At 52.3% G+C, this 19,673-nt stretch carries 21 protein-coding genes; 8 read left to right on the top strand and 13 right to left on the bottom strand.

The genetic code is table 11. The features are described 5' to 3' along the window. Positions 1-18 precede the first annotated feature (18 nt). Positions 19-465, top strand: coding sequence for an iron-sulfur cluster assembly scaffold protein (locus CYQ09_RS04415; protein ID WP_106359050.1), 447 nt, complete (start codon positions 19-21; stop codon positions 463-465). A gap of 180 nt (positions 466-645) precedes the next feature. Here CYQ09_RS04415 and CYQ09_RS18540 read toward each other — a convergent pair whose 3' ends face one another. From CYQ09_RS18540 to CYQ09_RS04395, 5 genes are all read right to left on the bottom strand, one after another. Next, positions 646-768 carry a hypothetical protein gene (locus CYQ09_RS18540; protein WP_275425355.1) on the bottom strand — a complete coding sequence of 41 codons (123 nt, stop codon included), beginning with the start codon at positions 766-768 and terminating at the stop codon, positions 646-648. A gap of 89 nt (positions 769-857) precedes the next feature. Further along, positions 858-2,948 carry an ATP-dependent DNA helicase RecG gene (gene recG / locus CYQ09_RS04410; protein WP_106744195.1) on the bottom strand — a complete coding sequence of 697 codons (2,091 nt, stop codon included), beginning with the start codon at positions 2,946-2,948 and terminating at the stop codon, positions 858-860. Further along, entirely contained in the window at positions 2,945-5,050 is a 2,106-nt protein-coding gene (ligA, locus tag CYQ09_RS04405) for an NAD-dependent DNA ligase LigA (RefSeq protein WP_106744579.1), read from the bottom strand. Before ligA ends, recG begins: the two co-directional genes overlap by 4 nt. Positions 5,051-5,220: 170 nt before the next feature. Next, positions 5,221-5,934, bottom strand: a complete 714-nt coding sequence (gene ctrA, locus CYQ09_RS04400; RefSeq protein WP_106744194.1) for a response regulator transcription factor CtrA — start codon at positions 5,932-5,934, stop codon at positions 5,221-5,223. 91 nt (positions 5,935-6,025) lie between these two features. After that, positions 6,026-6,304, bottom strand: coding sequence for a DUF1153 domain-containing protein (locus CYQ09_RS04395; RefSeq protein WP_106744193.1), 279 nt, complete (start codon positions 6,302-6,304; stop codon positions 6,026-6,028). 130 nt (positions 6,305-6,434) lie between these two features. Here CYQ09_RS04395 and mnmA point away from each other — a divergent pair, with 130 nt between their 5' ends. After that, positions 6,435-7,574 carry a tRNA 2-thiouridine(34) synthase MnmA gene (gene mnmA, locus CYQ09_RS04390; protein ID WP_106744192.1) on the top strand — a complete coding sequence of 380 codons (1,140 nt, stop codon included), beginning with the start codon at positions 6,435-6,437 and terminating at the stop codon, positions 7,572-7,574. Positions 7,575-7,590: 16 nt separating this feature from the next. Here the strand turns inward: mnmA and CYQ09_RS04385 are convergent, their stop codons facing one another. Continuing rightward, a complete protein-coding gene (locus CYQ09_RS04385) occupies positions 7,591-8,571 on the bottom strand; it encodes a zinc-binding dehydrogenase (RefSeq protein WP_106744191.1) in 981 nt (326 codons plus the stop codon). Positions 8,572-8,704: 133 nt separating this feature from the next. On the opposite strand from CYQ09_RS04385, the gene CYQ09_RS04380 reads away from it, so the two are divergent. Genes CYQ09_RS04380 through CYQ09_RS04355 form a run of 6 tightly spaced genes read left to right on the top strand, consistent with a single transcriptional unit; the run spans position 8,705 to position 13,565 of the window. Next, positions 8,705-9,568, top strand: coding sequence for an ATPase (locus CYQ09_RS04380; protein WP_106744190.1), 864 nt, complete (start codon positions 8,705-8,707; stop codon positions 9,566-9,568). A 41-nt stretch (positions 9,569-9,609) separates the two neighbouring features. Further along, positions 9,610-10,536, top strand: a complete 927-nt coding sequence (gene metA / locus CYQ09_RS04375) for a homoserine O-acetyltransferase MetA (protein WP_106744189.1) — start codon at positions 9,610-9,612, stop codon at positions 10,534-10,536. Then, positions 10,517-11,509: an alpha/beta fold hydrolase gene (locus tag CYQ09_RS04370; RefSeq protein ID WP_239495844.1), complete on the top strand. Its 993-nt coding sequence runs from the start codon at positions 10,517-10,519 to the stop codon at positions 11,507-11,509. The genes metA and CYQ09_RS04370 overlap by 20 nt, the downstream gene beginning before the upstream one ends. Before the next feature lie 49 nt (positions 11,510-11,558). After that, positions 11,559-12,428 (top strand): polyphosphate kinase 2, encoded by an 870-nt coding sequence (ppk2, locus tag CYQ09_RS04365; RefSeq protein ID WP_106744187.1) that lies wholly within the window; start codon positions 11,559-11,561, stop codon positions 12,426-12,428. Continuing rightward, positions 12,421-13,038: a TetR/AcrR family transcriptional regulator gene (locus tag CYQ09_RS04360; RefSeq protein WP_106744186.1), complete on the top strand. Its 618-nt coding sequence runs from the start codon at positions 12,421-12,423 to the stop codon at positions 13,036-13,038. Before ppk2 ends, CYQ09_RS04360 begins: the two co-directional genes overlap by 8 nt. Positions 13,039-13,046: 8 nt before the next feature. Next, a complete protein-coding gene (locus CYQ09_RS04355; RefSeq protein ID WP_106744185.1) occupies positions 13,047-13,565 on the top strand; it encodes an acyloxyacyl hydrolase in 519 nt (172 codons plus the stop codon). Between the two features lie 3 nt (positions 13,566-13,568). Here the strand turns inward: CYQ09_RS04355 and CYQ09_RS04350 are convergent, their stop codons facing one another. The 7 genes from CYQ09_RS04350 to CYQ09_RS04320 form a co-directional block, all read right to left on the bottom strand. After that, positions 13,569-14,654 carry an ABC transporter ATP-binding protein gene (locus CYQ09_RS04350; RefSeq protein WP_106744184.1) on the bottom strand — a complete coding sequence of 362 codons (1,086 nt, stop codon included), beginning with the start codon at positions 14,652-14,654 and terminating at the stop codon, positions 13,569-13,571. After that, positions 14,651-15,451, bottom strand: a complete 801-nt coding sequence (locus CYQ09_RS04345) for an ABC transporter permease (RefSeq protein ID WP_106744183.1) — start codon at positions 15,449-15,451, stop codon at positions 14,651-14,653. Before CYQ09_RS04345 ends, CYQ09_RS04350 begins: the two co-directional genes overlap by 4 nt. Next, positions 15,448-16,320, bottom strand: coding sequence for an ABC transporter permease (locus CYQ09_RS04340; protein WP_106744182.1), 873 nt, complete (start codon positions 16,318-16,320; stop codon positions 15,448-15,450). Before CYQ09_RS04340 ends, CYQ09_RS04345 begins: the two co-directional genes overlap by 4 nt. Positions 16,321-16,414: 94 nt before the next feature. After that, positions 16,415-17,041, bottom strand: a complete 627-nt coding sequence (locus tag CYQ09_RS04335; RefSeq protein WP_106744181.1) for an FMN-binding negative transcriptional regulator — start codon at positions 17,039-17,041, stop codon at positions 16,415-16,417. A 103-nt stretch (positions 17,042-17,144) separates the two neighbouring features. Beyond that, positions 17,145-17,633 (bottom strand): 30S ribosomal protein S9, encoded by a 489-nt coding sequence (gene rpsI, locus CYQ09_RS04330; RefSeq protein ID WP_106744180.1) that lies wholly within the window; start codon positions 17,631-17,633, stop codon positions 17,145-17,147. Then, on the bottom strand, positions 17,633-18,094 hold the full coding sequence (gene rplM / locus CYQ09_RS04325; RefSeq protein ID WP_106744179.1) for a 50S ribosomal protein L13: 462 nt from the start codon (positions 18,092-18,094) through the stop codon (positions 17,633-17,635). The genes rpsI and rplM overlap by 1 nt, the downstream gene beginning before the upstream one ends. Positions 18,095-18,240: 146 nt before the next feature. Further along, positions 18,241-19,665 carry a PLP-dependent aminotransferase family protein gene (locus CYQ09_RS04320; protein ID WP_106744178.1) on the bottom strand — a complete coding sequence of 475 codons (1,425 nt, stop codon included), beginning with the start codon at positions 19,663-19,665 and terminating at the stop codon, positions 18,241-18,243. Positions 19,666-19,673: the final 8 nt, after the last annotated feature.

The following is a 19,673-nucleotide window of genomic DNA, read 5'->3' as shown; positions in this document are numbered from 1 at the left end:
TTCAGAAGGGCAAACGCGATGTCAGCAGAAACAGATATGATCAAACTCTATTCCGGTCGGATTCTGGCGTTGGCAGCGGATATGCCACGAACGACCCGACTCAATACGCCGACTGCAACCGCAAAAAAACGCGCGCCACTTTGTGGATCGACGGTGACGGTTGATGTCCAATTAGACGACGGGGTTATCACCGACTACGGCCAAGACGTAAAAGCATGCGCGCTTGGTCAGGCGGCAGCGGCGGTGGTTGGGGCAAATATCGTTGGCCTAACACCCGGGCAGATCAAAGCAGGACGTGATCAGCTATTTGATATGCTCAAGAACGACGGTGCGGTCCCTGCTGCCCCGTTCAACGATCTTGAGGTTCTACAGCCTGCAAAAGACTACAAGAACCGCCACGCTTCAATCCTACTTGCGTTTGATGCAACGCTTGATGCGCTCGAAGCTTCTAAGACAGACGCATAAAAAACCGCCGCACACCCGGGACAGAGTGGCGGCGGCAGGTTTTTCGCGACACGGGTTCGGTCAAACTTCCTTCGGGAGAGGCAAAACCCCGTTCAGGATATTAGACAGGCAGGTCGTTCAGCATTGCGTATGTGGGACAGTGCAATGTGAGGGTAACCAAACCCGCGTCGCGCAGGCACGTCAGACTAATCCGGGTAGGGATAATCCGACAAACAACATGACCATCAAAGCAACAACGCCAAGCGCATCAGAGATAATCGTGTCACGGGACCGGACAATAACGTCTTTGATTTCCTTAGCCATTTTGTTGCTCCTTTGTTCTGTTGCCACTTTGTTCTCATGGAATTAACCTTCGGTAAAGAACTTTTTGGGAACATTTGAGAACAAAATACCTAACCAACTGATATTAAACGAATAGATTTTTCCTGCTCCATCAGCCAAAGCAGTGTTCGGGCCGCCTGCCCGCGTTCTGATTGAAGTTTTGGATCGTCGTTTAACAATTTACGCGCGTCTGTTTGGGCAAGCGCCATCAGTCCAGCCTGACGTTCAAGATCCGCAATCCTGAAACGCGGGATACCCGATTGCGCCGTCCCAATTACGTCACCCGCCCCACGCATAGCAAGATCTTCCTCGGAAATTTTGAACCCATCTTCCGTTTCGCGCAAAATTTCTAACCTACGTCGTCCGGTTTCACTGAGCGGTGCTTGGTAAAGTAGTAGACATGTCGATGCCGCTGATCCGCGCCCCACCCGTCCGCGTAGCTGGTGCAGCTGCGCCAAACCAAAGCTCTCTGCCCGTTCAATCATCATGATTGATGCATTTGGGACGTTCACACCAACCTCGATCACGGTTGTAGCCACCAAAACTTTGGTTTCGCCGGACACAAACCGCGCCATGGCGGCGTCTTTTTCCGCGGGCGGCATTTGGCCATGCACCAACCCGACGACACCTTCGCCTAGTGCTGTCCGCAGGCGTTTGAACCGCTCTTCGGCGGCAGTCATGTCGACAAATTCGCTTTCTTCGACCAACGGACAAACCCAATAAGCCTGTCGCCCTTCGCTGACCGCGTGACGCAGTTTTTCGACCACTTCATCCATACGCGATGTCGAAACCAAGGCCGTTTGTACTGGTGTTCGTCCGGGCGGCTTTTCATCCAAGACCGAAACATCCATGTCGCCATATTGGGCCAAGGCTAGCGACCGTGGAATTGGTGTCGCCGTCATAACCAGCACATCGGTCGCGATACCTTTTTCACCAAGCTCCATGCGCTGCGCCACACCAAAACGATGCTGTTCGTCTATGACGGCCAGGCGCAAGTCGTCGAAAACAACGTCCTTTTGGAACACCGCGTGGGTGCCCACCAAAATCGCGATTTCTCCATCAGCCAATGCGCTCAGCTTTGCCGCACGCTCTCCGCCCTTATCGCGTCCGGTCAAAAGGTCGAGCCTGATCCCCGCACTTTCGGCAAGTGGCTGTAAGCCTTCAAGGTGCTGGCGCGCTAAAATCTCTGTCGGGGCCATCATGACGCCCTGCCCGCCAGCCTCGACGACCGCGAGCAGCGCAAGGAAGGCGACCAAGGTTTTGCCCGCGCCGACATCACCCTGAAGAAGGCGATTCATCCGAAACGCTGACGCGAGATCTGCGTTAATTTCCGCAACGGCCCGCGTCTGAGCATCTGTTGGCTTATACGGCAAATTCGCTAACACCTTAGCCGCCAGCACACCCGTGCCCATCGACTGCCGCCCTTTTGCCCGCCGAGTAACCGCACGCGCCAACGCAAGCGTCATCTGGTGCGCAAGCAATTCGTCATAGGCCAATCGCTGGCGCGCGGGATCATGTGGAGAAAGATCGGTCGCGGCCTTTGGGCTATGAACAGCAACCAATGCATCGTGCCAATTGGGCCAGTTTTCACGCTTCTTTAGCTCTGGGTCGATCCATTCTGGTAAATCTGCGGCCATATCCAAAGCAGACCGCGTCGCGCGGTACATCAATTTTTGCGTAATGCCAGCATGCAACGGATAAACAGGTTCAAACGCTGGAATTTCGTCTGCCTCGTCCAAGGTCACACTGTGGTCGGGATGGACCATCTGTGCAACGCTATCGAAAATCTCAAGCTTGCCCGAAACAACGCGTTTTTGCCCAGTTGGAAGAATTTTTTGCAGGTAATCCCCACGTGCGTGGAAAAAGACCAGCTGAAACGAAGTCTCCGCATCAGAGACATTCACCCGATACGGACGACCACGCGTTTTCGGCGGGTAATGCTCGCCTACAGTCACCTCTACCGTTGCTACTGCTGGCGCAACAACCTCGCGGATTGACGCCCGGCGATGTCGGTCAACGCCAGACATAGGCAAGGTCATCAATAGATCGCGAGGTTTGGTTACCCCTGCGGCATCAAGTATTTGGGCCGTCTTCGGGCCAACCCCATCCAATTTGGTTAGCGCACCAAACAGCGGGAACAGAACCTCTGGCCGGCCGGTCATGCGTCGCCAATCAGGGCAAGCCAGGCGTCTTCATCCATTGTTTCAACGCCAAGATCAGCAGCTTTCTTTGCCTTTGATCCAGCACCGGGACCTGCAACCAAGATATCAGTTTTCGCGCTTACGGATCCCGAAACTTTAGCACCCAAGGCTTCTGCACGCCCCTTGGCCTCGGCGCGCGTCATTTTCTCAAGCGTCCCCGTGAATACGACAATTTTTCCAGTGACAGGGCTGTCCGTTGTCGCTGCAACCACATCCTGAACCTCGAGTTCAGCCACCAATCGATCAATTGATGCGCGCTCTGCATCTTGCTGCATTGCAGTAATGAGTGAGGTCGCCATCACCACGCCAACACCATCAATGCCTGTCAGTTCATCCCACTCCGCGCCTTCGCCAATTTGTGCGCTTGTCATGGACGTTTCGAAGTTACGCCAAGACGTGTAATGATTAGCAAGTAAATTCGCAGAGCTATCGCCAACGTGCCGAATGCCTAATGAAAAAATCAAACGCCCTAGAGGAATTTTTCTTTTTTCATCAATTGCATCGAACACGTTATTCGCGCTTTTCTCGCCCCATCCTTCGCGGTTCTTCAGTTGTTGCATCCCGCCACCAAAACGCGCGCGCAGGGTGAAAATATCGGCCGGTGTTTCGATCCAGCCGTCAGCATAAAACTGTTCAACCTGCTTTGCACCCAGACCGTCGATATCAAACGCCCCCCGAGACACAAAATGCTTTAGCTTTTCAACGGCTTGCGCGGGGCAAATGATCCCCCCGGCACAACGGCGAACAGCGTCACCTTCTTCGCGAATTGCGGCAGACCCGCATTCAGGGCAGGTATCAGGAAACACATATGGTTCTGCATCCTGATCACGCCGCGCGACATCTACATCTTTGATTTTCGGAATCACATCACCCGCACGGTAGATCTGTACCCAATCACCCACTCGAATATCACGACCATCACGGATCGGGTTACCGTCACCCCCCACACCAAGTATGTAATCTTCGTTATGAAGCGTCGCGTTTGACACGACCACACCGCCAACCGTGACTGGCGCCAGCCGCGCGACCGGCGACAATGCCCCCGTCCGGCCAACCTGAATGTCGATGGCTTCCAGTCTTGTCCACGCCAATTCGGCAGGAAATTTATGTGCGATCGCCCAACGCGGCGTGGTAGACCGAAAGCCCAGCCGACGCTGCAAATCTAAGTTATCAACCTTATAAACGACGCCATCAATATCGTAGCCTAAAGTCGCGCGCTGCTCTTCAATCTTGTGGTAATGCGCAACCATGTCCTCGGGACCATCACATTTAGCTGTCAGGCCATTTGTTGAAAACCCAAGTTCAGAGAGCCGTTGAATTGCTTTGAACTGCGTATCCGCAAGCGGCGCTGACAGGTCACCCCACGCATATGCAAAAAACCGCAGCGGCCTAGTTTTGGTGATCGTCGCATCAAGCTGCCGCAAAGATCCGGCGGCTGCGTTTCGCGGATTTGCAAAAACCTTTGCGCCGATACTTGCCTGCCGTTCGTTTAAAGCTTCAAAATCGGCGTGGCTCATGTAGACTTCGCCGCGGACCTCCAAAACGTCTGGCGCACCTTGTATTTCATGTGGAATATCGGTGATCGTTAATGCGTTTGCAGTAACATTCTCACCAACGGCACCGTCCCCACGGGTGGCCGCCTGTACCAAACGCCCATGTTCATATCGTATAGACAGGGACAGCCCGTCGATTTTGGGCTCGGCGGTATATAAAAGTGGCGCATCACTTCCAAGGCCAAGATATTTTCTGATGCGACCATCGAAATCATCAACGTCTTCGTCGGTAAAAGCGTTGCCCAGTGACAACATGCGTATGACATGCTGAATTTTACCAAATCCGTCTGCGACCTCCCCACCGACTTGATCGCTGGGGCTGTCAGCGCGTTTCAATGCAGGAAAGGCGTTTTCGATCGCCAAATTTCGTCGCTTTAGCTGGTCATATTCTGCATCTGAGATATCCGGCGTATCATCGCGATGGTACGCGGTATTGGCTGCGCTTAACTGCTTTGCCAATACCAAAAGTTCTTTTTCAGCTTGCTCAGCAGACAGTTTATCAACCGACAAATGGGCTGTATCATTCTGACGAGTATGCGTTTTTTGTACCACGTAGGCCCCCGGAATTTCACAACCGGCATCGGCCGGCGAACGGTGCAATTCTTAGGCAACCAGCTCTTTGTCGTCCAGAGGCTATCAGTGCCGAAATAAAACCTGAGATTCAAAAACGGCTGCGCGTTTTACGCGCTCACCGCTATTGGTTCGACTTGAGATACCGGTTCAGGATCACGTAGAACATATCCACGCCCCCAAACTGTTTCGATATAGTTTTCACCTGAAGTGGCCTCGCTCAGCTTTTTGCGCAACTTACAGATGAAAACATCGATGATTTTAAGTTCAGGTTCATCCATCCCGCCGTAAAGGTGGTTCAGAAACATCTCTTTTGTCAGTGTCGTTCCTTTACGCAAGCTCAGAAGTTCGAGCATCTGGTATTCCTTGCCTGTCAGATGCACCGTGCTTGCGCCCACGCTCACCGTTTTGGCATCTAGATTAACGTCAATGCGACCCGTTTTGATAATGGACTGCGCGTGCCCCTTAGAGCGTCGAATAATCGCATGAATGCGTGCAACAAGTTCTTCGCGGTGGAAAGGTTTGGTCAGATAGTCATCCGCACCAAAGCCAAACCCTTTGAGCTTGCTTTCGGTACCATCATCGCCCGACAGGATAAGGATTGGCGTATCAATCCGGCTAAGGCGTAGCTGACGCAGTACCTCATAGCCGTTCATATCCGGCAGATTCAGATCAAGTAAGATAAGATCGTAATCATATAGCTTCGCAAGATCGATCCCCTCTTCACCAAGATCAGTCGCATAGACGTTTAGGTTGGCATGGGTCAGCATCAATTCGATGCTTTTGGATGTTGTTGGGTCGTCCTCGACCAGCAAGACACGCATTTGGGGTTCTCCGCTCTATCGTTTGTCTTGTTAACCTAAACACCGAATGGTTAACCACCCGTTACCACATAATTTCCCATAGCAATTCAACTCAAGGTTGCCTATAACGTTGTAACGCTGTCGCCTTCAATGCGCCCTCCCCGTGATGTGCGACGGCGTTCTCCCATTCGGAAAACTCCTCATCTGACAATCCATACCGCTCCAATGCCTCTTTGCGCAGAATTAATCCCGCGGCGACAGCCCGAACAACAGCCGCCTTGCGCGATGCGACCCAACGCCTCGTGTTCTCGCTTGGTAAATCAGCGCGCGTCATCACTGATCCATCAGGCAAGGTAACAGACCGCGGTCCTTCAACTTTACGTAAATACATTTCGCACCCCTTTTGAATACTCCCGGACAAGGTTATCTGCAAAATGACTTAACGCTTCGTATAACCAGCCCTTGAGAGTACGGCGCATTTTCCTATATTTCATATCAAACTCTATCTAATTGGACGCACCATGCCCCTTGATTCGGCGTTGAACTCTCTCGGCTTTGCCAAGCCACCCGCGCAAACGCGTGTTGTCGTTGCCATGTCTGGCGGCGTCGATAGCTCTGTTGTGGCGGCGCAACTGGCCGAAGAAGGCTATGATGTGGTTGGCGTCACACTGCAGCTATATGATCATGGTGCGGCCTTGGCCAAAAAAGGTGCCTGCTGCGCTGGCCGCGACATTCATGATGCACGCCGCGTCGCCGAAGAAATGGGTTTTCCGCACTATGTGTTGGATTACGAAAATACATTCCGCGAGGCTGTGATTGATGAATTCGCTGACAGCTACCTTGCGGGTGCGACGCCGGTGCCCTGCATTCGCTGCAACGAGCGTGTGAAATTCAAAGACTTGCTGGAAACCGCCAAAGACTTAGATGCTGATTGCATGGCAACAGGCCATTACATCCAACGTCAAATGGGCGACGCCAAAGCAGAGCTTCATTCAGCGGCCGACAGCAATCGCGACCAAAGCTATTTTCTGTTTTCAACAACGCAAGAACAGCTGGACTATCTACGTTTCCCACTAGGCCACCTGAAATCCAAAGACGAAACTCGCGCACTGGCCAGCAAATACGGCTTAAGCGTTGCGGATAAGCCTGACAGCCAAGACATCTGCTTTGTTCCCGACGGGAATTACGCAAAGCTGATCGAAAAACTGCGCCCCGGTTCTGCCGAAGCTGGTGATATCGTCGATGTCGACGGCAATGTTTTGGGGACCCACAAAGGTGTGATCCACTACACCGTCGGACAACGCCGCGGCTTGGGTATCGGTGGCTTGGCTGATCCGCTTTATGTGGTCAAACTCGACGTCGACAAGAAGCATGTCATCGTTGGCCCCCGCGATATGCTGGCAACACGCCGCGTCCCAATCCGGGAAATCAATTGGCTGGGCGACACCAAGTTCACTGATATGAAAGAACGCAGCATCATGGTGCGGGTCCGGTCAACACGGCCGCCAACCGATGCGATATTGCGCCCTATCTCAGAAACTGAAGCCGAAGTGGAATTGATGGTTGCCGAACAAGGCGTATCACCGGGGCAAGCGTGCGTATTCTATGACCCTGATAGCACACGTGTTTTGGGTGGTGGCTGGATATGGCGCGGCGCATAATACGCCGCGCGATAACTTAGGGCTTCATCATCACCTTACCCTTGCGACCCGGCTTCAATGCGGCCTGCATTGCATCGGTGACAGCCTCCAAACCAAATGCGCCGCCATCGGCAAGCGTAAGCTCACCAGTTGAAGCGAGCGTTACCAATTCGCCGATAAGGCGCTGGCGGTCTTCTACTGGTAGCTCTGCACTGACGCGCGCGCCCCAGAAGCCTTTGACCGCTATGTGCTTCATGATCAAGGTGCCGGATGACAAGGTCAGAGGTGCGCCCGTTGCTGTACCAAAAACTACCAGCTCACCGTCCACCGCCAGGAGATCGGTGAGGTCATTTGCAAGGTCACCACCAACAGAATCAATTGCGGAAACAGCACCTGACGTGCCGATGATGGTTCTTGCCGTCTCTTTCCAGTTGGCATCTGTTGTGACAAGCACGTTCTCGATCCCCATGTCCGTCAGCTCTTGTGCAGCCTGAGGACGGCGCACGAGATTCAAAAGATTGATTCCACGGGCCTTAGCCAATACGGCCATAATCTTTCCCACTGCGCCGTTGGCGGCGGTTTGAATGATCCAATCGCCCTTCGTGGCTTTCAACGTTTCAAGAAGTGAAATCGCACTAAAAGGCATTGCAATCAGCTGTGCGCCTAGACTGTCTGAAATCACATCAGGCAATGGCAGCACACCAGACGCCGGCGCGACAAAATATTCGGCCCATGTGCCGTGCACCCCTGCGATTGCCACACGCTGGCCGATCATCGCATCATCAACGCCCTCGCCCACGGCATCGATGACACCCACAGCCTCTGACCCGCCGATGGCGCCGGGCAGTTCCGGTTTGTAGCCATAGTTGCCACGGATTGTCCAAAGGTCATGATTATGAATCGGCGACAGGGTCGTTTTGATCAACAATTCGCCCGCAGCAGGCACAGGCAGCTCAACGTCGGCGGGCTTTAACACGTCAGCGGGTTCACCGAATGTATCATGAATGATGGCACGCATATTTTTATCCTTTGTTTCATGTTGTTAAACGTCAGTTAGTCATGGCATCCTGCCCATACAAGCGTGGGGATTTGCCAAACGCGACGTAAATTTATCACTGGCAGATCGGCACATATCCCGTTACCCAGAGATCATGATTTATAGTACCGCATCCGACTGGCGCGCCGCGCCGCAAAAACGTGTTTTACTGTTTGCTATGTCAGGCTTGGGCAAGACGTATCTGTCTTCCATGCTGCGCGAACAGGGTGATTGGTTCCACTATTCCATCGATTATCGGATCGGTACGCGCTACATGGGCGAACTGATCGCAGATAACGCCAAACGCGAAGCGATGAAGGTGCCGTTCCTGCGTGATCTTCTGCGCTCTGACAGTATTTATATCGGCTCGAACATCTCGTTCAACGATCTGAAACCGATGTCTTCATATTTGGGAAAACCCGGCGACCCTGATCAAGGTGGATTGCCTTGGGATGAATATACCCGACGCCAAGACCAATTCCAGCAGGCCGAAGTCGCCGCATTGCATGACACTGGGCATTTCATTGAACGATCACATGACCTTTATCAGTATCCCCATTTCATATGCGACACAGGTGGATCGATTTGTGAGTGGGTTGATGTCAATAACCCTAACGATCCGATCATGACTGATCTGGCGTCAAAAACGCTGATCGTTTGGATCGAAGGGTCTGAGGCACACACAGCCGAACTCGTGCGCCGCTTTGATCGCGAACCAAAACCAATGTCCTATGATCCTGTTTTCTTACTGAACACATGGAACGCATATCTGGTGGAATTTAACGTCGCCCCCGACAAGGTAAATCCAGATGATTTTATCCGCTGGGCTTTTGCAAAGGCGCTCGCGCACCGTCAGCCACGCTATCGCGCCATGGCTGAACGTTGGGGCATTACGGTGCCAATGGACGCCGTGGCATCTGTCAAAGACTCGGAGGGCTTTGTTGGCATGATTGCCGACGCACTTGAGATGCGCAGTTAAGAACCCTATTTCTTAATCCCTGCTGCTTTAGGACAAAAACTATGCCAATCAAATTGCCCTCCGCCCTGCCCGCCTTTGACGTTTTGTCACGTGAAGGTGTGAGCGTCATGGGTGAAGAACAGGCCGCCCGTCAGGACATCCGCCCACTGCGGATCGCATTGTTAAACCTGATGCCCAAGAAAATTCAGACCGAAAATCAGTTCGCACGGCTGATCGGGGCAACCCCGCTTCAGATTGAACTGACACTGATCCGGATGTCCGAGCACCAGACGAAAAACACAGCAGCCGAGCACATGGCAGAATTCTATGTGCCGTTCAGCGAGGTCACCGATCAAAAGTTTGACGGCTTGGTTATCACCGGCGCCCCAATTGAGCATCTACCATTCACAGATGTGACCTATTGGGACGAGCTCAAGCAGGTGTTCGAATGGACACAGACCAATGTGCATTCCACCTTTGGCGTTTGTTGGGGGGGGATGGCAATGATCAACTACTTCCATGGGGTGCAAAAGCATATTCTTGATGAAAAGCTATTTGGTTGCTACCGCCATCACTTGATTGATAGCGCGTCACCTTACCTCATGGGGTTCTCGGATGATTGTGTCATCCCAGTCAGTCGTTGGACCGAAATGCGCCAAGATGAAATCGATGCGGCGAAGGGGCTGAAGACGCTGATTACCAGCGATGACGCTGGACCCTGTTTGGTTGAAGATCCCGCGCATCGCGCGCTTTATATCTTTAACCACTTTGAATACGACAGCGGCACATTAAAGCAGGAATATGATCGGGATGTCGAAGCAGGTACCGCCATTCACGTGCCTTTGAACTATTACCCCGATGATGACCCAACGAAACAACCGCTCAATCGGTGGAAAAGTCACGCGCATCTCTTATATGGTAACTGGATCAATCAGATCTATCAGACCACACATTTTGAGTTGGACAAAATTGGGACGCAAAACGCTTAAACTGGCGACGTTGGCACTGGGCTTTGGCGCGATGCTAACTGGTTGTGGCGCACAAAACCGTGCGACGAAGGCTGAACAAAGCTATCCACCGTTGGGAAATTTCGTGAGCGTTGAAGGGCGACAGGTTCACTATGTGCAATCTGGTCAAGGCCCTCACCTGATTTTGCTCCATGGTGCAGGTGGAAACCTACGTGATTTCACCTTTTCACTGATGGATCAGCTTACGGATCGGTATACGGTGACAGCCTTTGATCGCCCGGGGCTTGGATACACTGATCAAGTCCCGGGAATTTCCACAGCGCCGACAGCCACCACAGGCGATAGCCCCCAAGACCAAGCACGCATGTTGCGATCCGCGGCCGAAATGCTTGGGATCGAACACCCAATTGTTGCAGGTCACAGCTATGGTGGGATCGTAACATACGCTTGGGCCGTCGAAGGGCTCGATGCACCAAGTACCGTGAATGCCCGTAGTATCGTATCGATGGCAGGTGTAACCATGCCTTGGCCCGGTAAGCTTGATCCATATTACACAATCAACGGCAGCGCATTTGGTGGCGCAATTACCGTACCTATGATTTCAGCGCTCGTTCCTCGTGGCATTGTAAACAACCGGATCGAGGCAACCTTTGCACCTCAAACAGCACCGGTTGGATATGCCGATTACATCGGCGCTGGGCTGACCCTGCGCCCTGACAGTTTTCGCGCTAATGTGAGACAGGTGAACACCCTACGTCCGCATGTTGTGACCCTTTCACAGCGCTACCCCGAGCTCACGCTTCCGATTGAAATCGTGCACGGCACCGCTGATACAACTGTTCCGCTGCATATCCATGCAGAAGAGATCATAAAGATCGTGCCATCAGCAAATCTGACTCGGCTGGATGGAGTCGGACATATGCCGCAGCAAACGAACCAAGACGAAATCATCGCTGCAATCGACCGCGCAGCCGCGCGGGCCGGATTGCACTAAGCAGCGCTTAAGCCCATAGTAGGGCAAAAGAAATATCGGGAGACGTTTCATGGATTTGCCCTTTGATGGCGGCATCAGCCAGTTCTATCGCGACGGCGCGCCAGATGACGTGCGCGCAGCAATCAAATCTGCTGGCAAATCTGATATTTTAAATCCCAATTACCCCTACGACAAACGCTGGGACAAAGGCGAATATGAAGACGCGCTTGCCGCACTTCAGATTGAATTGGTGCGGATGCAGGCATGGGTTCGTGATACGGGCCAGCGCATCGCAATCGTGTTTGAAGGACGTGACGCGGCTGGCAAAGGTGGCACGATCAAACGCTTGCGTGAAAACCTAAACCCGCGAGTGGCCAACGTAGTTGCACTTGCAAAACCGACAGACGTCGAAGCGGCACAGTGGTATTTTCAGCGCTATATCGCGCATCTGCCTCACAAGGGACAGATCACAATCTTTGACCGCAGTTGGTATAACCGTGGCGTTGTGGAACATGTATTTGGGTTCTGTACCCCCGAACAGCGTGAACGCTGGTTTCATCAAGTACCGGCATTTGAACAAATGCTTGTCGGCGAAGGTATAAAAATCTTTAAAATTTGGCTGAACGTTGGGCAAGCGACACAGCTAAAACGCTTTCTTGATCGCGAAAAAGACCCACTGAAGCAGTGGAAGCTAAGCTCGATCGATGTCAAAGGGCTGGCGAAATGGGACGCGTATAGCAACGCGATTGATGAAACACTGGATCGTACCCATTCAGATGTTGCGCCTTGGACCATCGTGCGATCTGACGATAAAAGACGTGCTCGGGTCAATGCGATCCGCAGTATTTTGACCCAGTTGGATTATACGAACAAAGACGCCAAGGCGCTGGGCAAGGTCGACCCAAATATCGCAGGAGGCCCGGACCTCTGGAATGTCTAAACGCGGTTATCATCACGGCAACCTACGCCAAGCATTGATAAGCGGCTGCCTGACGCTCATCGAAAAACGTGGCCCTACAGGTTTCACCCTGTCAGAGGCAGCCCGCGAGGCAGGTGTAACCCCTGCAGCCGTCTACCGTCACTTTGAAGGTCGCGAAGACTTGATCGCTGCGGCCGCTCATCAAGGGTACGAAATGTTCGGGGATGCGATGGATGTTGCATATGGCAGCGGCCAACCGTCCGCGCTCGCCGCGTTTGAGGCGACCGGTCGCGCCTATCTTACCTTTGCTCGCGATCATCCGGGGCATTATATTGCTATGTTTGAATCTGGCATTTCGATGAACCGTTCACCGGAGCTGAATGCTGTCGCAACCCGTGCGATGGGCGTTTTGGAAAAAGCCGCCGAAGAACTAAGCCAGCACATCCCTGCTGACCGTCGCCCACCCCCGCAAATGTTTAGCGCACATATCTGGGCACTGTCACATGGCGTGGTTGAGTTATTCGCGCGTGGCAGCCCCGGAACCAAAAGCCCCTTTGCCCCGGAAGACCTGCTTGAAAGCGGAATTGGTATTTATTTACGCGGCCTTGGGCTGCTTGACGCAGATAATTAGGGACGACAATGGACGGTTCTTTAGCACTAATTTTCCTCATCACCAGCCTGACAGATATGGGACTAAACGACTGCAAGACCGGTCGTTGCTTACAAGAATACGATGCTAGCGCGCGTATATCTTTGCAAGGCGGACAAGTACTGTTTCAAGAAGAACAGCAAAGCGAAGAAGTCTACTTTGGCTATGATTTGCCGCGTCAGTTTGGCCCGTTTCAGCCAACGATTGGCGCGTCGCTTACGGATGAAAACGGGCTTTGGGTCGGCGCAGGCTTTAAGTGGACAAGCCAAGATATGATCGCAGGGCCCCTGTTTTTGGAAACATCGTTAATGCCCGGCCTCTATTCACGTGGAAATGGGCCCGATCTGGGGGGCAGCCTTCATTTTCGGTCGGCCTTGGGGCTTGGCTATAGGTTCGACAACGGTGGAACACTGGCGCTGCTTTATGATCACCGGTCAAATGGCGACACCCAAAATTTGAACCCCGGATTAGAGACAATCGCGATCCGCTATGCGTTTGTGATCGAATAAACGCTATTTTAACAGCACCAAAGACCGTTCATCCCAAATCACACGCGTCTTGGCGCCAACATCTAGAACCGGACGACCAATCAGGTTCTTCATCGCGATATTCAACGGTTGCGCGACGCCATCGATCCGCACGTCATAATAGGTCATATCACCATAATAGACGACCTCATCCACCACGCCATCGACGAGCTTACGATTAGTCGTTTCCCCTTCGAACAAAATGCCAAGCGTTTCTGGACGAATACCCGCAACTGCAGGACCAACCGAAACTTCTTCGGGTGCTTGTTCCGCCGATATTTTCAGAGGGCCTAGCCCCTGAACGGTCACGTCAATCTCCTCAGATACCGCATTAACTTCGGCATCTAAGAAATTCATTTTACCTATAAAACTTGCTACGCGTCGAGAATTAGGACGACGATAAAGCGTTTCTGGATCGGCCAGCTGCCCGATCTCTCCCTCGAACATGACGGCGATACGGTCAGACATAACGAGTGCTTCTTCTTGGTCATGGGTGACCAAGATAAATGTAATCCCGACCTGACGCTGCAGCCGGATTAACTCGACCTGCATCTGTTCGCGCATCTTTTTATCCAAGGCTGAAAGCGGCTCGTCCAGCAACAGCACCTTAGGTTTCAAGATCAGGGCGCGCGCCAGTGCTACCCGCTGCCGCTGCCCACCTGACAATGCGTGTGCCGCGCGTTTACCATAGCCCGCAAGACCAACCATCGTTAGCGCTTCCTCGACCATCTTGGCCTTTGTTGGCTTATCAAGGTCTTTAGATTTCCGAAGACCAAAGGCCACGTTTTCGGCCACAGTCAAATGCGGGAAAATCGCATACGACTGAAACACCATATTCGTGGGGCGCAGGTTGGCGGGAACATCTGCCATGTCCTTTCCACCGATCATCACAACACCGTCCGAGACGCTCTCAAAACCTGCAATGGTGCGCAGCAATGTGGTCTTACCGCAACCCGAAGGTCCTAGCAGGGAAAAGAACTCTCCGGCATTGATGGTCAGGTTGATTTCACGCAAGGCGTGATAATCGGCGTAGTATTTGTTAACGCCCGTAAGCGTGATCAAAGCGGTCACAGAAAACCCCCTTTGTCTTTCACACCCGCGCGGGCCAATCCCCGGCGGCGCAAAAGCTCTGCAATTGTCAAAAGCACGATGGACAGCGCCACCAAAATCGTTCCAAGCGCCATCACGACTGGCAAGGATGCCGGAAAGCGTAGCAAGCCCCAGATATAGACGGGCATCGTCGGGCTGGCACCGGACAAGAAGAATGCGATGATGAATTCATCAAGTGAGATCGTGAAGGCGATCAGCATCGACGAAATGATCCCCGGCATCACCAGCGGCAACGTCACAAGGCGGAACGCGGAAAACCGGCTTTCGCCAAGGTCCATTGCGGCCTCTTCCATAGCTGGATCAAGATTTTGGAACGCACCGTTAAGGATCGCGATACAAAAGGGTGTACAGATCAGCACATGCGCGGCAATGATCGTCCAATTCGATAGACCCAGATCAAAGATCTGCACCACAACAACCAGCAATGACACGGCAACGATAATTTCGGGCAAGACCAGTGGCAACATGATGAAACCCATGATCCCCGCCTTGAACCGAAAGCGATGCATCGCCCCTGCCCGCGCGGCACAAACACCCAAAATTGTTGACGTGATCGCCGATACCAGCGCGATAAACAGCGAATTCTTAACTGCGGCATGAAGCGACTTATTACTGGCCAGCTCTGTGAACCAATCGGTCGTAAATCCGCTTAGTGGAAAGGCAATAATCGTTGCGTCGTTGAACGCAAAGATTGGTAGCAAAATTATCGGCGCATAAAGAAAGATCAGATAAGCGATGGCATAGATACGAAGGCTCATGAACGCCCCTTTAGCCAGCGACGGTTGATTAACACAAAGGTCAGGCTGATCGCTGTGACACACAACATCGCAACAATAGCCAGCGCGGCACCCAATGGCGCGTTGTTCAACGCCAAAAACTGCGTCTGGATCATATTTGCGATCAGTTTGCCACCAGCACCACCCATCAATTCAGGGGTCACATAATCGCCAATCGTCGGGATAAAGACGATCAACACTGCACCAACCACACCCGGCATCGCCAGTGGTAGCGTGATACGCATAAACGTCATGAATTTGCTTTCCCCAAGGTCTTGCGAAGCCTCAAGCAGCGAGCGGTCGATTTTTTCAAGCGCCACGAAAATGGGCAGGATCGCAAACGGGGCAAATGCGTGCGCAAGCGTGATGATCACAGCATTCACGTTATACAAAATGAACGTCAGTGGTTCGTCAATCAGCCCCACATTGATCAGCCCAGTGTTGATCACGCCATTATAGCCCAAGATGACTTTCCAAAGAAAAACCCGGATCAAATAGGATGTCCAAAAGGGAATCGTGATCAGGAACAGCCAGAGCGACTTGCGATCTGGACGCACATGGAAAGACAGGAAATATGCCACCGGAAAGGCCAGCAACACTGTCACAGCCGTGACCGACGCCGACACGAACAGTGACCGCTGTAGCAGTGCGCCATAAATCGGCTTTTCGGCTATTTCGCGGTAGTTATTCAACGTGAATGTCGTATCCAGCGTCATAAAATCTTGCGTCCAAAAGCTGAACAAGAAGATCGCGATCAATGGGAACGCCATAAGCAACATGGCGTAAAGAAATGGCGGGCTCACCATCAAAAGCCCGCGACCATTTTCAGAAGAGAGGAATTTACTCAGCATGGACCGATGCTTTCACTGAAGCACGGAAAAGATCAATATCCAAAATGAAATCTAGTCATCGGCTTTACAAATCAGCGGACAAAACGTGCAGAATTTATGCCTGTTTGTCAGTTGGCTGCATTTTGCGGCTTAGCCCAACTTTGCCGGCCGTATTTAACTGCGATGCGACGCTTTCAATGTCATCGGACGATCTATTTTGGCTTAGCTTCGATTTGGCTAAGACTTTGGTAACCTCGATCTCAAACGCGACGATATTGTCTAACATGCCCGCCATGAATTCCTTTGGCGCGTCCGACATCTTCCAAGCATCGACGCCATTCACGACCCGTTCATGTTTTTGTGTCAAACGACCGACAGCCGCGATTTTGGATTTGTTGTCGTGCTGAAACGTAATCTTGCCGTGGATATGAACTGTTTGGTAATTCCATGTTGGAACAGCCTTGTGATGCTCGGCCTTTGATGGATACCAATTAGGTGAGATATAGGCGTCATCCGATTGAAATATAGCCATAATATCTGATCCGGCTGGCAGCAAACGATGTAAGTCATTCGCTAAAGCCAAATGACCTACCAATTGATCTTTACCGACTGCGATCAATGGAAAATGGTTCGCAACCAAACCATGATCCGTGTGCGCCACCAAAGTCGCCAATGGAAACTCGGTTATTAATGCCTGCACAGCTTCCGAGTCAGTTTCATTGAAATGTGCCGGAATATACATCGGGCTTCCTTTTCTGCAGCCAAACCTGCAATACAATCTGGACCAACACAATGCAAAAAGGGCGGCCCGCTGGACCGCCCCTTTCGAAAACATGTAGCAGCGATTAACGCTTAGAGAACTGGAAGCTACGACGCGCTTTGCGCTTACCGTATTTCTTACGTTCAACAACACGGCTATCGCGTGTCAGGAAGCCAGCAGCTTTCAAGGCAGCGCGCAGTGACGGATCGTACAACTGCAGTGCCTTAGAAACACCGTGCTTAACCGCACCAGCTTGACCAGAAAGACCTCCACCAGCAACAGTTGCCATGACGTCGAACTGATCAACAACACCAGCAACCTGGAAAGGCTGACGCAGGATCATCTGCAGAACCGGACGTGCAAAGTATTTGTTCATTTCTTTGCCGTTCACGGTGACCTTACCAGAACCTGGCTTGATCCAAACGCGTGCAACCGCGTCTTTACGCTTACCAGTTGCATAAGAACGGCCTAGTTCATCACGAACTGGTTCACGTGGCGCAGCAACTTCTACAACAACTTCAGCTGCTTCAGCGACTTGGCCCAGCTCTTCGAGAGAATTCACTTGATCAGTCATTATGCAGTCCTCGTGTTCTTTTTGTTCATGGACTTAACGTCCAGAACTTCAGGCTTCTGCGCTTCCATACCGTGCTCAGTACCAGCGAATACACGCAGGTGAGTCATTTGCTGACGGGACAGCTTGCCGCCTGGCAACATGCGCTGAACAGCTTTCATGACGACGCGCTCTGGGTGTGCGCCTTCCAGAATGTCGGCTTTGGTCTTTTCTTTGATCCCGCCGGGATGACCAGTGTGCCAGTAGTATTTTTCGTCACGCTTGTTGCCGGTCATCTGGATTTTTTCACAGTTGATGACAATAACGTTGTCGCCCATATCCATGTGCGGAGTGAAGGACGGTTTATGCTTGCCGCGCAAGCGCATAGCGATGATCGAAGCAAGACGACCAAGAACAACGCCTTCAGCGTCGATCAGGATCCATTTCTTGTCGATATCCGCTGGGGTAGCGGTAAAGGTTTTCATATCTCACCAGAAGTTTGGGGTGGCACAAGGCCACAGTCATTCGGATTGGGGCGTTATATAGTGGCCACAAACACAGTCAAGCACACTTACCAATGATTAATTGTTTAAAAACAATCCCTTAGAAATTAGGTATTATTTTACCCCAACTAAATCGCGATCCTTTCTGGCGGATAATCCAATAAGTCCCGTAAACGCTCCATCGCTTGAACGAAATGGGCGTGCGGGACTAAACCATTCACTGCAATGCGCACGGCATGCACCGAACGGCTTTCACGCAGCGCAAAATCATCCGCAGATTTAATCAAAACGCCTGAAGCTTCTGCTGCCTGACAAAACTCTCCGGCGCGCCATCCCATTGGAAGATCAAGCCACAAAAACGGAACCGTTTCAGAATAGCGCATGTCATAGCCATCCAGCACCTGAACCGCAGCGAGAATATCATCGCGAATACGGGCCTTTACCCGATCCACGATTGCGTCCAAATCCGGATGCCGAATAATCGCTGCATACAGGTCAGTCACGATCCGTGTCACACCAAACGATGTAAAAGTCGCTGTGCGCGTCAACGCCTTGCTCCACCCCTTGGGAGCCACAGCAAAACCAATCCGTAGCGATGCCGTGATAGATTTCGAAGGTGACGTTAGATACCAGCCCAACCCCGGCAAAAGCGCGCGGTAACTTGGGCCAACCCTCTCTGTATTCATCAAGCGATAACAATCGTCATCAATAATATGCACACCATGCGCAAGCGCAAGTGCTGCAATCTGTTCGCGCCGCATTGGCGTGGTCTGCTTTACCGTTGGATTACATACCTCGGCAGAGGTGCAAAACACTTGAATTTTATGTTCCTTGATGGCGTCTTCAAGCGCGTCAAGCATTGGGCCATCATCATCCCACGGAATACCGATAACCTCGGCACGGCACAAAACACCCGCAGACCGAAATCCACCATAGCTCAGCTCATCAACCGCAATAACAGGGCTTGCCCCAGTCAACACGCTTTGCAAGATCATCAGAATGGCGTTCTGCCCCCCATGGCTCGCGACGATGTTGTGAATGTCGAACGCGCCAATATGCTTTGAATCCAATGTTCCAGCAAAGGCCTCTCTTGCAGGCAAGTCCGTGTCACGTGTTGGATAACGCAGCAACATGTCTGGCGCAGTGGTATCCGCAAGATCGCGCATCGCCGCGCGGATGATATCGCCCTGCCCCACGTCAGGCATTTTCGGGCTCAGAAGATGCGCCTGACCATCACGATCAAGCGCGGGGTCAAAAAAACGATCAGCTGCAGGCAGGCTACGTACAGGCTGCAGCTTTGGCTCGGACACAAACGTACCCCGGCCAACCCCCGCGTGAAGCCGCCCTTCGTCAATAAGAAGCTTATATGCCCGTGCAACTGTGCCCGGTGTCACACTGACCCGGTAGGCCAGATCACGCACTGGCGGCAGCTTTTCACCAGGTCGGAGCTGCCCTGACGCGACACCTTCACGGATCGCCTGCGCAAGCGCTTGATATTTTGACCTCCCAACCTCGGCAAGATTTGGCTGCCAAATTGTATCGGTTACAATCATTTTCTAGA

It is taken from the genome of Yoonia maritima, from assembly GCF_002933395.1.
Classification (GTDB): Bacteria; Pseudomonadota; Alphaproteobacteria; order Rhodobacterales; family Rhodobacteraceae; genus Yoonia; species Yoonia maritima_A.
This window is presented reverse-complemented; position numbering and strand designations above follow the sequence as displayed.

Excerpts from the sequence above, each read along its gene's own strand:
- CYQ09_RS04415 (WP_106359050.1), top strand. The coding sequence starts at position 19 with ATGTCAGCAGAAACAGATATGATCAAACTCTATTCCGGTCGGATTCTG.
- CYQ09_RS18540 (WP_275425355.1), bottom strand. The coding sequence starts at position 768 with ATGGCTAAGGAAATCAAAGACGTTATTGTCCGGTCCCGTGACACGATT.
- recG (WP_106744195.1), bottom strand. The coding sequence starts at position 2,948 with ATGACCGGCCGGCCAGAGGTTCTGTTCCCGCTGTTTGGTGCGCTAACC.
- ctrA (WP_106744194.1), bottom strand. The coding sequence starts at position 5,934 with ATGCGTGTCTTGCTGGTCGAGGACGACCCAACAACATCCAAAAGCATC.
- CYQ09_RS04395 (WP_106744193.1), bottom strand. The coding sequence starts at position 6,304 with ATGTATTTACGTAAAGTTGAAGGACCGCGGTCTGTTACCTTGCCTGAT.
- mnmA (WP_106744192.1), top strand. The coding sequence starts at position 6,435 with ATGCCCCTTGATTCGGCGTTGAACTCTCTCGGCTTTGCCAAGCCACCC.
- CYQ09_RS04385 (WP_106744191.1), bottom strand. The coding sequence starts at position 8,571 with ATGCGTGCCATCATTCATGATACATTCGGTGAACCCGCTGACGTGTTA.
- CYQ09_RS04380 (WP_106744190.1), top strand. The coding sequence starts at position 8,705 with ATGATTTATAGTACCGCATCCGACTGGCGCGCCGCGCCGCAAAAACGT.
- metA (WP_106744189.1), top strand. The coding sequence starts at position 9,610 with ATGCCAATCAAATTGCCCTCCGCCCTGCCCGCCTTTGACGTTTTGTCA.
- ppk2 (WP_106744187.1), top strand. The coding sequence starts at position 11,559 with ATGGATTTGCCCTTTGATGGCGGCATCAGCCAGTTCTATCGCGACGGC.
- CYQ09_RS04360 (WP_106744186.1), top strand. The coding sequence starts at position 12,421 with ATGTCTAAACGCGGTTATCATCACGGCAACCTACGCCAAGCATTGATA.
- CYQ09_RS04355 (WP_106744185.1), top strand. The coding sequence starts at position 13,047 with ATGGACGGTTCTTTAGCACTAATTTTCCTCATCACCAGCCTGACAGAT.
- CYQ09_RS04345 (WP_106744183.1), bottom strand. The coding sequence starts at position 15,451 with ATGAGCCTTCGTATCTATGCCATCGCTTATCTGATCTTTCTTTATGCG.
- CYQ09_RS04340 (WP_106744182.1), bottom strand. The coding sequence starts at position 16,320 with ATGCTGAGTAAATTCCTCTCTTCTGAAAATGGTCGCGGGCTTTTGATG.
- CYQ09_RS04335 (WP_106744181.1), bottom strand. The coding sequence starts at position 17,041 with ATGTATATTCCGGCACATTTCAATGAAACTGACTCGGAAGCTGTGCAG.
- rpsI (WP_106744180.1), bottom strand. The coding sequence starts at position 17,633 with ATGACTGATCAAGTGAATTCTCTCGAAGAGCTGGGCCAAGTCGCTGAA.
- rplM (WP_106744179.1), bottom strand. The coding sequence starts at position 18,094 with ATGAAAACCTTTACCGCTACCCCAGCGGATATCGACAAGAAATGGATC.
- CYQ09_RS04320 (WP_106744178.1), bottom strand. The coding sequence starts at position 19,665 with ATGATTGTAACCGATACAATTTGGCAGCCAAATCTTGCCGAGGTTGGG.